Raw genomic sequence first — 15,110 nt, forward strand, 5'->3', positions numbered from 1 at the left:
CACTTAAATACCAATCCATGTAAAAATCACCAAAACAGTTAAAACAATCAAGTAGTATATGAATAGCGTCCTCACACCTATATCCACGCGCGTCCTCCCTAGAAGAGTAGCTACTACTCCGTAGGCTATGTAGAGAAGTGTCGAGAGTAACAGAGATATTAGAAAAGCTACTAAGAGTGAAGGGAAGAAAAGCGTGAGTGGAGATATCAAGGCCACAGCTACTAGAAGAGACAACACATACCTTATCAATAGATGTGAGTATATGTAGAAGCCAAGTACCTTACCACTAAATTCGATGAGTATTCCTGAAGCTAGTTCAGGCTCTGCTTCGTGAATATCAAATGGTAAACGACCACTACTAACGTATGTGGCTACGAACAAGATTGCTAAGCTCAACAAGTATGTAGCTAGTGTTGAGACCGAGTAATGAGTTGCTAGCTTAAGACCTAAAAAAATAGATAAGAAACTGCCTACAATTAATCCAAGCTCGTTAAGTACTGCCAGAAGTATGCTTCTGTAGCCACCTATTAAAGCGAAAGGATTAGAAGTCGTGGCTGAAGCTACCAAACCTAAGCTATGCGAGGTAACCACAAGAACTAAGAACATGGCTAGAACTATAAGGTCTATGTTAGTTAGCGTCAGGACTACGTAAACTACGGCATAGAGAGACATTAAAGCTACTAACAGGGAGAGCATGACTAAGAATACTGCAGACTCTCCGCTGAGAGGTATCTTAAGCTCTTTAACACCCAACTTAAACAGGTCGTACCAGGTCTGGAGGAAAGTTGGTGGTCCAAACCTACTCTGTATTTTAGCGCGGACTTTCCTCTCGATACCGTCTAGTAGCGGGGGTAGGAGAGAAAGTACGAACGTAAATAAAAGAGAAAATGAGATTGTTAGGGCTTCCATGCTAGGAACACCATAAGTAGCATTGCGAAAACTACTAATAAGTTCATGTATAGTGAAGTGAAGGATAGGGCGTCTTCAATCGCTGAAGTTAAGTCTATCAGATCCTTAGCGAACATCTTATAATGTTTGTAAAGCAAGCCTTCACTAACGCTGAATACCTTGTATACGTAGCTAGCAGAATCGAGTAAAAGATGTGTGAATGATTTTTCCCCTCTTTCGAAATTCTGACCTACGTCGTAATAGAAACTCATCTTAACTGCTGAAGGGACTAGTCTCCTCAGGTATTTACGTAGTATATCGCTGAATCTACCTATGACTGACGCAGACTCAGAACTCAAGGCAGTGCACCCCCTAACCAAGATTCCTCTCTAGCACCCCTTCTTACGTAGAAGTAGGTGTAATACACAAGTACTGACATCATCGCCGTAGCTAAACCCAACGGGACTACGTAGAGTAAGTCTAGTGAAGCTAAGCCAGCGACTACTACAACAAAGTAAACAGGCAGTGTTAGTGCGATGTTAAGTATTGAGAGCCCTAATTCTGAAGATTCAGTACCGGTATTCAGTTTAAGTTCTTTAGGTTTACTGAAAGAGGTCGCTCCCCAGTAGACAGTTACGTATCTCAAGCCGTAAGCAACTGCTAGTGCAGCACCTAAAGCCGCTACTACTAAGAGTAGTACAGCCATAGTTACTGATACCTGATATATTGATACTAGCCCTGCGAGGAGTAGTATCTTACCTAAAAATCCTAGTGTTGGGGGCGTACCTATTAAAGAAAGAACAGAAAGAAGAGCTGTTATAGTAGGCTTAATAACTATCTTGGCTAAATATCCTAGTTTGTTTATGTCTCTAGTGTGTGTTAATATCTCGACAGTGCCTGAATTCATGAACAACGTAGCTTTGAAAATTCCGTGAGCTACTGAGTAAATTAGTGCTGCGATTAGGAGTAGTTCTATCTTGAAAGCTCCGTAGGAAGCTAGCGCTATCGTTATTAAGCTAGTATTCTCGATTGTGCTGTAAGCCAAGATTCTCTTTATATCTGCTTGTATGAGAGCTTGCAGACCACCGTAGATGACAGTCAGTGACGCAAAAACCAGTAGCGCGTAGTACACGTACATAGACTCAATAGCGGGCACTATTAAGTAGAATCCGTAAATACCCATCTTAACCATCACCCCAGACAAAATTGCTGAGGCCGGAGCCGGCGCTAGTGAGTGCGCGTCAGGCAACCAGAAGTGGAATGGCGCTACAGCAGCTTTTGCGAGCAGTCCTACCGCTATTATTAAGTGTAGTAGTGGGTTAACGCCTAATAGATGCGTGCTTAGCTCGCTGATAGGTAGCTGAAAAGCTCCTGCGAATCCTAGCTTCAAAGCCGTAAGCCCGAGTATAGTGAGGAGAGCTACGTCTGCTGGAACCATAGAAATGAGCAAATACCTAAGCCCGGCTACTAAAGTCCTCCTCTCCACCTCAAAAACTATCGTGAAGAAACCAACTATCTCAGCGAAAAGCCAGAACATCACGAAGCTCGTTAAATTCTCTGATATGAATACTAGGTAAACACTTAAAACGAATAAGTCTATCAGTAGCGTCAAGTTTCTTCCAGGATACTTGTGGTTTTCATAGTGTATCGTGTACGGGGTGATGAATAAAGCTACTATCGAAGCTAATAAAGCAAACAAGCCTTTAACTAGACCGAACGGCTGACTAATGACTACTATAGAGTAAAGCAACATTACTATGGGAGAGCTATACCTTATGATTAGTGATGTTCGCGAGTACTTAGCCTTAACCGCGTTACCTACGACGTAGAGTAAGAATGAGATAGAAGCGATGATGTAAGGATACATCCACTTATCTATCATTTTTACTACCTCACTAATGTTTTTGTTTCACTATTTAAAAATGCATAAACATTTGCTCTCCTATATAAAGACTTACCCAAATTATTTAAACTCATTTAACCACCCCCAAGAGCTTTACTCAACTCACTTACTGAGTTAATATATTTACTTAAGCCATCAATACTTAATAGGCTTTCCGCGTGACTTATTAACTCGCTGATTATAGCTCCCTGCAAAATCATAACTCCTAAAATAACTAACGTAGCCGCTAAGACTAAGAGTATTAGGGTCGGGATAATTAAGCGGTCCCGCTGCACCCTCTCTTCAGAGCTCCTGCCCACGACTAACGTATAAATGACTTTAAAGTAACCGAGAGCTGAGATTCCAGAGATTAGTACTATGGATAGGGCATGTAAGGGTAAGCCAGAGTTCATTAATGCTGTGAAAATCATGAACTTACTGAAGAATCCTGCTAGCGGTATGACGCCTAGTAAGCTTAGAAAACCTAATATTATGGAGGCAGTGAGTAGCGGGTACCTACTACCTAAGCCCTGCATTTCAGCCAGGCTTGTGGAGCCTGCTACTATCGAAAGTGTTCCTAAGCCTATAAATAGCGCGAATTCGCCAATAGCGTGAGTTATCATGTGAAGTAAGATACCACCTAACGCTTCTGCTGAAGCGCTCAAGGGCATTCTAGAAACTAACGCGCCAAAAGAAGTAAATATTATCCCGATATGACTTATTGTTGAGTAAGCAAGCAATCTCTTCACGTTCTTCTGCGGAAACATAAGTAGAGCTCCTAAGTAGCCTGTAATTAAGCCGAGAAAACTCAGTATCATGAGGATGAAATCTCTGAAAGCAATACCCCATAGAGGGAATGCTAGTACTGCGCCGTAGGCCGTAAACAACGTTATGAAAAGCCTAATAACGCCGTAAGTACCGACTTTATCGACTATCCCAGCAAATAAGGCTGAGGCAGGAGTTGGTGACTCTGCGTAAGCGCTAGGCATCCAGTAGTTGTTGGGGAATAAGCCAGCCTCAAAATTCAGTGCCCACAACATCAGAGCTACTGCTAAAGCAGAACTTATGAATACGTTACCGTAACACCACTCACCAACACACTTACCAGACCATCTCTCTAAGTACTCAGAGAGTAACTGAGGTTCTTGGTGAGTCTTAACTACTAAGTCTGCAATATTTACTGTCCCGAAAGACGCGTAGATAAAAATAACACCGAAAAAGAATAACATAGTAGCTAAAGCTCCTATAAAGCTGTAGGCCATAGAAGCTTCAACAGCCCACTTCCTCCTCCTAAAGAATGCTACTAACGCGTAAGAAGAGATGCTGAGTACCTCAAGCATTACGAAGAAGTTGAAGAGGTCGCCTGTATAGAGACAGCCGAGAACGCCGGCTAGCAGTATGAGAATTAATGTTGAGAGCCACTCATACCCAGACTCAATCTTACTAAAATACCAATACATGTAGAGTGACGAGAAGAAAAATAAAGTAGCTGCTAGGAAGCCCAAGACGCCATTAAGAAAATCAACTACATAAACGATGCCTAGGGGTGGTGGCCACCCACCAAAAGAGTATGTCAAGACATTGCCTCTAACTACTTCTACTAAGTTAACCAAGGTTAGAACCGCTACAAAAAATGTAGTTGCAGTAGTTATGGTAGCGTAAAGAATACGAGACCTGAACTTAAGTGTCAGAACTGGCAACACGAAAGCAACTAAGACGGGCGCCACAGTGACTAAACCGACTGATGGTTCGTTCATTCAGCTCACCTAATCAAAAACTTTTAAAGCGTACGTATCAAAAACCTCACTTACTTCTTTATAAGACTCTTCAGGCTTCGTTGTCTTTGCGTATATCCAGTGAACATAGATATTCCCTTTCTCTTTATTAAGGTCAACAACTACAGTGCCTGGAGTGTTAGTTATAGATAGAGAAACTAGAGTTATTCCGTAGTCGTTTCTAGTCTTTATAGGCATCTTAACTATAGCAGGCCTTAAGTCTAGTTTAGGACTTAGGCTTAACTTAATCAAGAGTAAGTGAGCTTTGACCTCATCTATGAAGAAATATCTAAAAGCGAACCTGACTAAGTTAACAAACCTTCTTAAACTCAAACTCTTTCTCCAGTCTTCTATGAGTAAGTTTGAAGTAAGTACTCCTATAATGAGAGCTACTAAAAAACCTGTGAGGATGTCATAGAGTCTTAAAGTTCCTGTATATACTACGTAGATAATGAACGAAAGCAGTACTGGAACTATAGACTTATACAGCCTCCTCATGTATGTACACCCTCTTACTCCTGCCTATCTCGTCCACGTTCACAGTCTTGAAGTGGTAGCTTACATGAACTACTATAGTGGTTAAAAAAAGAGTCACTGCTAGACCTATGACTATCGCTGTTAGAACGAAGGCTTGTGGTAGTGGGTCAACAGATCTTTCTACGAATTCTCTGAGAGTTTCTGGAGTAGGGCTTAAGTCTGTTAAGACAGGTGGCTGCAGTAAGAGACCCGGCCTCCAAAGCTTATAACCAACTAAAATCGTAAACATGTTTACCGTGTCCTGAAATATTGTTAATGCTATAAGTTTCTTCACTAAGTTTGCTTTAGCTACTACGCCATAAAGTGATATAGCTACGTTGAAGTAAAGAGATATTACTGTAAGCATGAACATAAACTTAATCAACTCAATATCCAAGTTCTTCACCCTCAAGCTCTCTGCGCAGTGTTTCGTCTTTACTCAGTAATATCGTGAAGACTAGAGTAAACCCGCCAGCAACAGCTAAGAACTCAAAAAGATTGAAGAAGAAGAGTGAGCCTCCTAAAGGAACGTCTAGCAAGTGTGTCGGGTAGGAGAGAGTTGATATAGTCTTAGCTTGGTTTTGGAAGATGTAGCTTTCTACGCCAATTAAGAAACCCAAGACTAAGAGAGCTACAGAAGTAAAGCCCAGTAGAGCTAGGGAGATGTTCCGTATAGAGAGTAGCTTATTGTAAGTTATTTTCCTGTCAATGAAGAACTGCTTACCAAAAACTACTAGTAGGAGCAAGGGAGCTACTGAAGCTATCGCCCCACCTTGGAAACCCCCACCCGGTGTTAAGTGCCCGTGAAGAGCTGTTGAAGCGGCTACAGTCAGTATTGCTAAAGTAACTATAGCGGTAATTCTCTTGACAACTAGGCTTAACCCAGCACTACTAACAAGCTCAGGCACTTTAGAGATACTCCGGAATAGAGTTAGGGCTGCAAGTATCGCGCCGTAAAAGACCACGGTCTCAAATAGAGTGTCAAGACCTCTATAGTCCCAGACTATCGCCGTAACTGCCTCGGGTGACGCAGCCCACAACCAGGAAATTTCCTGGTTGTAGGTCAGATTCAAGTAATTCTTCGCTATAAATCTAATGTCTTGAGGCGGTAGGTCTCCTAACCCGCCAGAGTAAGTAAGGTATGTGAGAGCCAGTATGATCACGACGAGTAGAGACACGAAGATAAGATCTCTCAGCATCATGTCATCACCTCATACCTACCTACCTTCTTAACGAGAAGTATCACTACTAAGGGGTAGATACCTACAGCTACTGCCACATATACTAAGACTATGTCGGGAGCTAGTAACAAGAAGTAAATTAGTGCGTAAGCCACACTCTGAACAGATGAGAAAACCACGGCGTACATTAAGTCTTTAGTTCTAATAGTGAGGAAAGTAAACAAGACCGAAGAAAGAGCTGAGATACCCATAATCAGGAAGATTAAGTCGATGTAATCCATCACACCTCACCCTTACTCCTATCCTCCTCTAGTTGATCCACGATGACGGGTTTCACGGGTGCAGCTTTAGCCCTATGTGTAGCTCTAGCTAACGCGTGACTGCCTGCACCAGCAAGTAGCAACTCAATAAAAGCAACAACTAGTGAGGCACCGCACAAGAACCACCTATAAGGTCCTAAGAAATCAGCTCCTGCAGCCACTAAAGCAACGCCTATTATGGGTAGGAAGGCACCTCCTATACTACCTACAGTAGCTGCGTGTAATCTTGTGTAGAAGTTGGGGAATCTTATCATAGCTATTGAAGCAACTAAGTCGCAGAAGACTCCTACAGTTATCAAAGCCTGACCAGCTATGACTAAGAACCACTCAATTAGCGTAGTCATTGCTAATCACCTAACTCTCTAGCTTCAAGATACTTAGCTACGTAAATATCTAAAGAAAATATCCATAAAATCAAAACAACTCCGCAAACTATGAGTAAAGGAGATCTTAAAATGATCGTTAAGACAGTCATGAAAGCCGCTAAATCGTAGCCTAACGCGTCAACGGCTAAGACTCTATCAGGTAGTGTAGGCCCCTTAATTATTCTGACCATATATAGAAGAAACGCTGTGAAGTAAGGAATCATGAGAGCGGTGAGATAGGTAATCACCCACCATTCTAAATCAGGCATGAGGTCCAGCCCATATTTAAGAACTGGGATACCTTTTTAAGCATTGATTTAAAGAAATTAATAAGCTTCCAAAACTATGTTCCTTTTAATGATCTCATTCACTATAAAGTTAAATGTGTAGTCACTCATACCTAAATATTCAGGAGGATTCACTCCAGGTTCTACGTAATTCTTCAGTACTAGGCGCGTGATTAATGCCGTCATATAACCTGTCACGCGAGACATAGAACTAAAGCCTTCTCTATACTCATCATACATGAAAAACCTCATTTCTTTCTCACCGCTCTTGCCGTAAACATCCATAACTGAAAAGTCTGGTGAGTCGTAAGTCATAGCAGGTATTACTAGCTTCATTGTAGATTCTATGAACTCGCTTCTGAAGAACCCTAGCTCCTTCAGGAACTTCATTCTAGTTAAGTGGCCAGGCCACCTAAGCGTGTACTCAATCAAGTTCTTAGCTCTTATAGTACTCAATAAAGTTCTCAAACCGTCAGTAGGGAATCTCTCAAACGTGAAATTCTTTATACGTACTTCCTCAATAACCTCTAGAGGGTCTTTCAACGTAAGTTTACCGTCTATTATGCACCTGGCTGGACGCAAATACTCATCTATCAGGTCTTGAGGAGAGAAAAGTACTTGATGGTATAGGGGAGGTCTAGGCTCCTTAGGCAAACCACCCACGTTTATGACACCCAAATCTAACACGCCTAGCTTACTGTATATGTGTCCTAATAATACATTGCTAAGACCTGGTGCAAATCCGGCGTCTACAACAACTCTTACTTCTCGTTGCCTAGCTTCGTTATTCAGGGGTAGGGGGTCTTCAGGCATAAAAGACACGTCAACGAGGTCACGCCCTACGACTAAAGCCTTCTTAAGTATTTTAAAGCCGAGAAAACCAGGCAACGCGTTTACTACGACGTCAAAACCCCTGAATATGTCGTCGAGAACCTCAGTTCTTGAGAGGTCTAGCTTAAGCACACTAGCAAATTCCTCAACTCTCTTTAATTTTGACTCATCCCTATCTACAACCAAAACCTCAAAATCCTTGCTTAAGTCATGTGCTACTAAAGTTCCGACACTACCAGAACCCAGTACTAGAACCCTCATAATGAGACCTCCATAATTTTTAGTCAATGAAAATAAAAATTGAGCACTTTACTATCTTTAAGCTGATCAGAGACATATTCCCAAACTTTTAGTTTTCTTCTAGCTCTGTAGTGAGTATTGTTTTAAAACGTTATTAGCGTACTCTACGGCTCGCTTAATCAGCTCTTTATGCATTCCGAGATATCTCTTATGATCTAGTACTTCTTTAATCTCTTCTTTGCTGAGATACTTAAGCACCCTTGAGTCTTCTGACGCTATGATTGGGAAGTCTTTATTCTCGCTAACTGCTTTACCCACTAACTCTCTAACAAGTTTATACGCTTCATGCCTTAGCATGCCCTTATCAGTTAATCTGAGTACTAAAGCTTCACTAACGTTCGTGCCACGACTCAACTCTAGATTCTTAATCATCTTCTCAGGATAGACCCTGAGATTCTCAACAACCTTGATTAAGGTGTTTAAGATTTCGTCTATTATTAAGAAAGAGTGAGGAATCAAGAATCTCTCAGCACTACTATTGCTTAAGTCTCTCTCATGCCAAAGAGGAATATCTTCTAACGCAGTTATGGTTAAAGCCCTCATCAACCTGGCAAGACCTGCTAACTTCTCGCTGAGAACAGGGTTTTCCTTATGAGGCATCGTACTACTGCCTACCCTGCCCTCAACACCCTCTGCTAATTCCATGATCTCGGGTCTCATAAGCTCTCTCACTTCTATGCCTAACCTTTCAGCTTGTGAGGCTAGGATTGCTAAGGCACTAATTAACTCAGCAACACCGTCTCTGGGGGAAACCTGCGTGGTTATGATGTGTGGCTGGAGGTTGAGTTCTCTCATAGATGTAGACTCTACACAAAGTCCCTTACTCCCCCAACCCGCCATAGTGCCTACAGCGCCTGCCATCTTCCCACGAACGACTTGAGGTTCGGCCTTTATTAACCGCTCAAGACTTCGCGTAAACTCGTATAAGTAGTTAGCAAATTTAAATCCTAGAGTTATCGGTAGGGCGTGCTGGGCGTGAGTCCTGCCAACCATTAAGGTATCACTATATCTCTCTGAAAGCTTTATGAGCAACTCAATCAACTTAACTAGCTTAGATTTGATTAGCCGCAACGCGTCTCTAATTAAGAGAGCCCACACAGTGTCTATCAAGTCATTACTCGTAGCCCCATAGTGGACAAACCTAGCGCTCTCCCCGCACGCGTCAGCAATGGCTGCAACCAGAGCCATGACCTCGTGACCTAACGACTTCTCATAAGAGTCTACCTCATCAAGCTTGATTGAATGAGCACAAGACTCTAGATTCACAGAATATCCTTTCGGGATAAGACCACATTCTTCTAAACTCTTAACCAAAATTATCTCAACATCAATCATTCTCATCAGAATATTTTCTTTCCTGAAGATCTTCCTCATTTCTTCAGAACCATACCTGAACTCGAGAGGACACAAACTCAAATTATTCACCAACAATAATAGTATACCTAAGTAAAGTATTAGTAAGTTAGTAGTCACTCATATTCACTTCAAGTGCCACAGTTGTTTGGTTTACGTGTGTAAGTTCGCTCCAACTACAACTGAAAGCTTCGCCTCTATAGAGCTGGAAGGAGGTTAGGTTTTCTCCGTCTTCTGTCTACGAAGCCCAGCTCCTGTGTTAACTCCATCGTCTTATTTCTTTCTCCCTTCATCCTGTTTGGGCTTTTATCGAGCTCGGGAGGATTCAGGGCGACCTCAGACACCCCCGCATCTTGAGTAGCTTGGGAAGAGCTCGCTTTACAGGGCTCTCAAACCCTCATCAAATTACTCCCACGCATGAAGCACTAGAAACACTTACAAGCGTCCCCACCTACATCAACCAACATGAACAGATACGAAACCCGAAACAACTACAAGAGGTCCTAGAAGGTTGCTGTGTTTTCAGACTTCGGCGAAGAGCGGCTCACGTGTCTTGCACCTCACCAAAGACTCACGCGCTATGCATTAAGTCCTAAATTTATAGGATTTTAAAGATAGTTTAGAAGTAATACTTAGGTGTGGTGGCAAAATGTTTAGAGTTACGATAGAAGTATTTACTACTCTTAAAGAGAAGCTTGGCTGGTCTAGAAAAGAATTAATTATTAGCTCTCCAGAGACGACCTTAAAAGATGCTCTGGAAGCTGTTCCAGACTTAAAGTCTCTGATAGTAGAGCGAGATAGTCTCAAAAGAGGTTTTATAGTTCTAGTTAATGGAAGACATGTTGAGTTCCTAGGAGGTCTTCAAGCAGTAGTTAGAGACGGCGATACTATAGCAGTATTTCCTCAAAGTGGTGGAGGTTGATTTAAGCAGGTCTGAGTAAGTAACAAGTGTTGAAATACTTTATTGACACACCACTCAGTATAAAGTTTCTTAAAACCTAGGAAGTACATAACTCTTCTTATTAGGTCTGGCTTAAGACCAGCTCCAGCAGCTCTTGGATGACCTCCCCCGCCCATCGAGAGAGCCACTTTCCTCACATCAATAGATTTAGACCTTAAACTAACAGAGCCTCTGCGACATATTACTGCTACGTCAGCTCCATACCTAGACATTAGTATGTTCGCAATATACGAGGTTAAGTGTTCTTCTTGATCTTTAAAATAGTAGACTATCTTAAGATCACCGCACTCTCTTATCTTAGCTTTCTTTAAGGCTTTGTCATAAATCTTTAACTCTTCAGTAACAGCTCTTTCAACTACTTCACTCACTTCTGAGTCTATAGAGCCGTCGAAACTAACTAGCTTCTTAAGAGCTTTTTCTTTCCAGGAAGCCCCTCCGGCATAGCCTACATACCTCGAGAGAAAGTTTCCTCTCCAGTCGTTCATTAACCACAAATCAACAGAGCAGGTCGCTTTAACTAATTCTTCAGAGTTCTCGACTTCAAGATACTTACTAACTACTCCGGCACTGCAGGTTGTTCTATCCACGTAGAGAGTTACTCCTAACTCAGTAAGTTCCTTGATCCACGATTCTTCCCAAACATGATGATCAAACCAGTATATCTCGCCACCTGAGTTCAGGATCCTCTTGATGTTTTCCTTAATTCTATCTAGAGAAGTTTTGTTAACGCCTATGTCCGTTATATGAACTATGCTACCGTTTGGTATCCCAGCTAGTCTCGCGTGAAGGTTGTGTGGCTGAGTAAAGTATATCTTATCTAAGTGACCGTACTTCTTCATAATTAAGGCTCCTGAAGCTACCCCATCTAGGTCCGTGTGTGTTATGAGTACTCTCCGCACTTTACGATACCTCAAAATATGTTTTTGTAGGTTATAAGTTCGCTCTCGCTAGCCGCTATTAACCAGTAGCTTTAGAGGCTATATATTCGATAGTTCTCTTAATCACCTCTCTTACTTGTTGAGGTAATTTAGGCTCCTCGATATTGAGGAAGCCTTTTATTATTGCTGTGCGAGCCTCTTCTTCAGAGAAGCCCTTACTTAAAAGATAATTAATTAAGTCTTCACTTATCTTACCTATGGCTGCTTCATGAGTTAAGATAGCTTCAGGGTTTGAAGAACTTATTTCAGGTAGTGATTCTATAGTAGCACTGCTGTTCTCTATTAGCCCTAAACACTCTATGTGACCTCTAGAGGGGCCGGCACGACCCTCTATCCTCGACCTAGCGTAAATGAATGAGGATCCCCTACCTAAATTCCTTGAGAGGATCTCACCAGCCGAGTCTCTACCCTCTAGCACTATAGCTGAGCCCACGTCGTAAACTCCACTACCTTCACTAACAACTATAGAATTTAGCGTAGCTCTACCACCCTCACTCAAATAAACCTTCGGGTAGGTCTGTAAAGACTCCACAGGCGAGTAAATGACGTAATAACTTACGTACTCTCCACCCTCCCCCACCCTAACAGCAGTTCGAGGCCTTACAACCATGTCTGGGGCCCAAGCGTGTATCATAGTATAGGTTAGTTTACCTCTCTTACCAACGTAGTACTCTGAAATACCAACATGTAAGGAGCCCACGGGTTGGTCAGGAACTCCACAACCAGTAATTAAGTTTAGTTCAGCCCCATCATCGACTATCACTATATTATGGAGTAACTGAGCAAATCCTTTCTTCGTTATGAATAAGCACGTATAAATAGGGTCTTTAATTTTTGTGTTTGGCGGCACGTAGATGAAAAACCCTAGCTCATTGCCGTAAAGACTTGTAGCCGCGGTATACTTGTCTGTGTCAGGACTCACTAGCTTCCACGAGTACTCTCTGGCCCAGTTAAGCTTCTTCAAAGCTTCACTAGTTGGTAAGACTACCGCACCACGTTCAGCTAGCTTCTCACGCATAGACCTCGAAAGTACGGACTCATTAACTTGGAGGTAGTCGGCTTTTCTTAAGAGACCACCGCCAAAACCTAACCTGCTCGAAATCTTATCAATCTCTTCTTCTCCAAGGTGTTCTCTTCCTGTCGGTCCTACGTTAAACCTGTCTAAATCGACGTCGGGACCGTAAGGTGAGGGCTTGTTAAGAGCTTTTAAAAGTGTCTCACGATCCATTTAACCACCTCACATCCTAGCAAACTGGGTTAGAGCTCCTGAGAAACCATATTTCTCTATGTAGGGTATTATCTCGTCATAAAGTCCAGAATACATGACTGTCCCTCCATAAAGTACGTGAACAGCAGTAATATGTTCTTGTAAAAGCTTAAGCATGTGTAGGGAGTGAGTAACTAACACTATTGAGATACCCCTACTCAGAGACACCTTCAGCGCTTCAGACATCCTGTTGAGAGACTCTATGTCTACACCGCTATCAGGCTCGTCAAGTAAAGCTACCCTGGGTTTAGTAAGTAATGTCAGGAAAGTCTCAAGCCTCTTCTTCTCCCCACCACTCATCTTGTCAAATAAGTATCTGTTAAAAAGGTCCTTGACTTCTAAAACCTCGGAAAGAACCTCCGCATAACTGCTTTCCACATTAAATCTCTTCATAAGTTCCTCTACGAACCTCCCAGTCATCAAACCCTTAATTACTGGAGGTAGCTGATAAGCTACCATTATCCCCCTCCTAGCCTTAACGTGAGGGGGCTCCAGAGTGATATCAGAGCCTTCAAAAACGATGCTACCTCTGGTCACCTCATAGGGCTTAAGACCCATTATCGCGTTGAGAAGAGACGTCTTACCAGAGCCATTAGGTCCTACCACTGCGTGTAGTTCTTTAAACTTAATATTCATGTTTATATTTGAGAGTATTCTTTTCCCGCTAACTGCTACATCGACTCCCCTAATCTCAAGCATCTTCATCACCTAATAGAGTAATATTATGAGCAGTAATTAGTTTTAATTTTCCGTAAGAAATGCTTCCATGGTGTGACAGGTGTTAGTAGTTTATGACTTAAGACATAGACTACATACAGATCCTCAATCTAGACATCCTGAAAACCCTTCTAGAGCTCTCAAGATTATTGAGGCATTAATTAAGTCTGAATTCTCTACTCAATTAAGTTTTGTAGGTGTTCGAGAGCCTGAGGACGAGATTTTACTCTTAATCCACGACGCCGAGTATGTAGAATACATTAAAAGAGAATCGTCTAAGGGCTTTCACTACATAGACCCGGACACTTACGTGAACGAACACACATACACGATATCAGCATCATACATTACTACTACCTATTATGCAACACTCGAATCTCTAGAGAAGAGAGAGCCTGTATTAGTTGTTCCCAGACCTGGGGGACATCATGCAGGCAGGACTGGCAAGGCTTTAGGAGCCCCAACACTTGGTTTCTGCATCTTTAATTACGCAGCCATAGCTTCAGTAGCTTTCCTGAAAGAAGTAAAGAAAGTGTTGATAATTGATTTCGACGCACACCACGGCAACGGCACTCAAGATATCTTCTGGGAAGACGGACGTGTAGTTCACGTAGACATACATCAAGAAGGCATTTATCCGGGAACAGGAGACGTATCAGAAGTTGGGAGTGGTGCTGGAGAAGGCAAAATGATTAACATACCCGTGTCTTCAGGAGCAGGGGACGAGACCTACATGTGGATTCTTGAGGAAGTTGTGAGGAAAGTGGTAAGTGCTTTCAAGCCAGACGCTATAGTCGTTTCAGCAGGTTTTGACGCACACATAAACGATCCCCTAACCTCGCTGGCGGCAACTAAGATTACTTATAGAAACTTAGGCGCGTATCTTGGTGAGTTATTAGCTAGAAATGAAGTAGTGGGTTTGACGTCAGTAGTCGAAGGAGGATATGGAGAAGGGCTAGTGTCTGGGCTACTTAATTACGTGAACGGTGTCTTGACATGTAGTAAGCACCCTAACGACGTTAAAGTAAGTCCTGCAGGCATTAAGAAAAGAGTTAAAGAGACTCTAAAGAAAAACTTGAGCAAATATTGGGGAATAGAAATCCTAGTTTAGCACTAGTTAAGACTTATTTTTAGCTGTTCTTATAAGTTTAGGTAACTAATAATGCTGAGGTGTTTAAAGAGTTGTCAAAGCCTTTAATCAGACTTAAAAGAAAGCTAACTATAGAGAACTTATGGATTTACGTAATCGCGTCCTTAATGATTAAGCCTACTTACGCGTATCACGTGCGGAAACTCATTAAAGAGTTCTTCGGTTTTAGTCCTACGACTATAACCCTCTACTCAGTAATATACAGGCTCAAAAAGAGTGGCTTAATTAAAGAAGAGCTAGTGTCTGGTGAGAGAATTTATAAGCCTACTGAAGAAGGCATTAAAGAACTGGAAGAAGCTCTATCTTTCATGGAGCAGACAATTAAGCGTCTTAAAGAAATTACGCATCATGCTCGGAAACAATGAGAACAGGATTAATT

General features: G+C 42.1%; 18 protein-coding genes. 3 read left to right on the forward strand and 15 right to left on the reverse strand.

Going from position 1 to position 15,110, the window contains the following annotated elements; translation table 11 throughout:
• Positions 1–3: 3 nt before the first annotated feature.
• The 12 genes from QXL29_02420 to purB all read right to left on the reverse strand — a co-directional run bounded on the left by QXL29_02420 (position 4) and on the right by purB (position 9,770).
• On the reverse strand, positions 4–909 hold the full coding sequence (locus QXL29_02420) for an NADH-quinone oxidoreductase subunit H (GenBank protein MEM2283447.1): 906 nt from the start codon (positions 907–909) through the stop codon (positions 4–6).
• Positions 897–1,247, reverse strand: a complete 351-nt coding sequence (locus QXL29_02425) for a hypothetical protein (GenBank protein MEM2283448.1) — start codon at positions 1,245–1,247, stop codon at positions 897–899. The genes QXL29_02420 and QXL29_02425 overlap by 13 nt, the downstream gene beginning before the upstream one ends.
• On the reverse strand, positions 1,244–2,770 hold the full coding sequence (locus QXL29_02430; protein ID MEM2283449.1) for a complex I subunit 5 family protein: 1,527 nt from the start codon (positions 2,768–2,770) through the stop codon (positions 1,244–1,246). Before QXL29_02430 ends, QXL29_02425 begins: the two co-directional genes overlap by 4 nt.
• Before the next feature lie 95 nt (positions 2,771–2,865).
• Positions 2,866–4,527 (reverse strand): proton-conducting transporter membrane subunit, encoded by a 1,662-nt coding sequence (locus tag QXL29_02435; GenBank protein MEM2283450.1) that lies wholly within the window; start codon positions 4,525–4,527, stop codon positions 2,866–2,868.
• Between the two features lie 9 nt (positions 4,528–4,536).
• Positions 4,537–5,043 (reverse strand): Na+/H+ antiporter subunit E, encoded by a 507-nt coding sequence (locus QXL29_02440; protein ID MEM2283451.1) that lies wholly within the window; start codon positions 5,041–5,043, stop codon positions 4,537–4,539.
• The gene (locus tag QXL29_02445; protein ID MEM2283452.1) at positions 5,027–5,467 is read right to left on the reverse strand and encodes a sodium:proton antiporter; all 441 of its coding nucleotides are present in this window, start codon (positions 5,465–5,467) and stop codon (positions 5,027–5,029) included. Before QXL29_02445 ends, QXL29_02440 begins: the two co-directional genes overlap by 17 nt.
• Entirely contained in the window at positions 5,448–6,260 is an 813-nt protein-coding gene (locus tag QXL29_02450) for an MnhB domain-containing protein (GenBank protein MEM2283453.1), read from the reverse strand. The genes QXL29_02445 and QXL29_02450 overlap by 20 nt, the downstream gene beginning before the upstream one ends.
• Positions 6,260–6,523: a hydrogenase subunit MbhD domain-containing protein gene (locus QXL29_02455; GenBank protein MEM2283454.1), complete on the reverse strand. Its 264-nt coding sequence runs from the start codon at positions 6,521–6,523 to the stop codon at positions 6,260–6,262. The genes QXL29_02450 and QXL29_02455 overlap by 1 nt, the downstream gene beginning before the upstream one ends.
• Entirely contained in the window at positions 6,523–6,906 is a 384-nt protein-coding gene (mnhG, locus tag QXL29_02460; protein MEM2283455.1) for a monovalent cation/H(+) antiporter subunit G, read from the reverse strand. Before mnhG ends, QXL29_02455 begins: the two co-directional genes overlap by 1 nt.
• Before the next feature lie 2 nt (positions 6,907–6,908).
• Positions 6,909–7,196: a monovalent cation/H+ antiporter complex subunit F gene (locus QXL29_02465; GenBank protein MEM2283456.1), complete on the reverse strand. Its 288-nt coding sequence runs from the start codon at positions 7,194–7,196 to the stop codon at positions 6,909–6,911.
• A 57-nt stretch (positions 7,197–7,253) separates the two neighbouring features.
• The gene (locus tag QXL29_02470) at positions 7,254–8,306 is read right to left on the reverse strand and encodes a saccharopine dehydrogenase C-terminal domain-containing protein (protein ID MEM2283457.1); all 1,053 of its coding nucleotides are present in this window, start codon (positions 8,304–8,306) and stop codon (positions 7,254–7,256) included.
• 99 nt (positions 8,307–8,405) lie between these two features.
• Entirely contained in the window at positions 8,406–9,770 is a 1,365-nt protein-coding gene (purB, locus tag QXL29_02475; protein MEM2283458.1) for an adenylosuccinate lyase, read from the reverse strand.
• 577 nt (positions 9,771–10,347) lie between these two features.
• Between purB and QXL29_02480 the strand changes: the two genes are divergently transcribed.
• Positions 10,348–10,620, forward strand: a complete 273-nt coding sequence (locus QXL29_02480) for a MoaD/ThiS family protein (protein MEM2283459.1) — start codon at positions 10,348–10,350, stop codon at positions 10,618–10,620.
• Here the strand turns inward: QXL29_02480 and QXL29_02485 are convergent.
• Genes QXL29_02485 through QXL29_02495 form a run of 3 tightly spaced genes read right to left on the reverse strand, consistent with a single transcriptional unit; the run spans position 10,602 to position 13,563 of the window.
• Positions 10,602–11,573 carry a DHHA1 domain-containing protein gene (locus QXL29_02485; GenBank protein MEM2283460.1) on the reverse strand — a complete coding sequence of 324 codons (972 nt, stop codon included), beginning with the start codon at positions 11,571–11,573 and terminating at the stop codon, positions 10,602–10,604. The two genes, QXL29_02480 and QXL29_02485, sit on opposite strands and share 19 nt — an antisense overlap.
• Positions 11,574–11,616: 43 nt before the next feature.
• Complete coding sequence (locus QXL29_02490; GenBank protein ID MEM2283461.1) at positions 11,617–12,825, reverse strand: SufD family Fe-S cluster assembly protein; 1,209 nt, start codon at positions 12,823–12,825, stop codon at positions 11,617–11,619.
• Positions 12,826–12,834: 9 nt separating this feature from the next.
• A complete protein-coding gene (locus tag QXL29_02495; GenBank protein MEM2283462.1) occupies positions 12,835–13,563 on the reverse strand; it encodes an ATP-binding cassette domain-containing protein in 729 nt (242 codons plus the stop codon).
• A 79-nt stretch (positions 13,564–13,642) separates the two neighbouring features.
• Here QXL29_02495 and QXL29_02500 point away from each other — a divergent pair, with 79 nt between their 5' ends.
• A complete protein-coding gene (locus QXL29_02500) occupies positions 13,643–14,692 on the forward strand; it encodes a hypothetical protein (GenBank protein MEM2283463.1) in 1,050 nt (349 codons plus the stop codon).
• A gap of 71 nt (positions 14,693–14,763) precedes the next feature.
• On the forward strand, positions 14,764–15,096 hold the full coding sequence (locus QXL29_02505) for a helix-turn-helix transcriptional regulator (GenBank protein ID MEM2283464.1): 333 nt from the start codon (positions 14,764–14,766) through the stop codon (positions 15,094–15,096).
• Positions 15,097–15,110 lie beyond the last annotated feature (14 nt).

The sequence above is a fragment of the Zestosphaera sp. genome, from assembly GCA_038843015.1.
In the GTDB taxonomy this organism is placed as follows: Archaea; Thermoproteota; Thermoprotei_A; order Sulfolobales; family NBVN01; genus Zestomicrobium.

Coding starts and splice junctions, on each gene's coding strand:
- QXL29_02490 (MEM2283461.1), bottom strand. CDS start 12,825: ATGGATCGTGAGACACTTTTAAAAGCTCTTAACAAGCCCTCACCTTAC.
- QXL29_02430 (MEM2283449.1), bottom strand. CDS start 2,770: ATGATAGATAAGTGGATGTATCCTTACATCATCGCTTCTATCTCATTC.
- QXL29_02465 (MEM2283456.1), bottom strand. CDS start 7,196: ATGCCTGATTTAGAATGGTGGGTGATTACCTATCTCACCGCTCTCATG.
- QXL29_02450 (MEM2283453.1), bottom strand. CDS start 6,260: ATGCTGAGAGATCTTATCTTCGTGTCTCTACTCGTCGTGATCATACTG.
- QXL29_02435 (MEM2283450.1), bottom strand. CDS start 4,527: ATGAACGAACCATCAGTCGGTTTAGTCACTGTGGCGCCCGTCTTAGTT.
- QXL29_02470 (MEM2283457.1), bottom strand. CDS start 8,306: ATGAGGGTTCTAGTACTGGGTTCTGGTAGTGTCGGAACTTTAGTAGCA.
- QXL29_02495 (MEM2283462.1), bottom strand. CDS start 13,563: ATGCTTGAGATTAGGGGAGTCGATGTAGCAGTTAGCGGGAAAAGAATA.
- QXL29_02420 (MEM2283447.1), bottom strand. CDS start 909: ATGGAAGCCCTAACAATCTCATTTTCTCTTTTATTTACGTTCGTACTT.
- mnhG (MEM2283455.1), bottom strand. CDS start 6,906: ATGACTACGCTAATTGAGTGGTTCTTAGTCATAGCTGGTCAGGCTTTG.
- QXL29_02440 (MEM2283451.1), bottom strand. CDS start 5,043: ATGAGGAGGCTGTATAAGTCTATAGTTCCAGTACTGCTTTCGTTCATT.
- QXL29_02480 (MEM2283459.1), top strand. CDS start 10,348: ATGTTTAGAGTTACGATAGAAGTATTTACTACTCTTAAAGAGAAGCTT.
- QXL29_02455 (MEM2283454.1), bottom strand. CDS start 6,523: ATGGATTACATCGACTTAATCTTCCTGATTATGGGTATCTCAGCTCTT.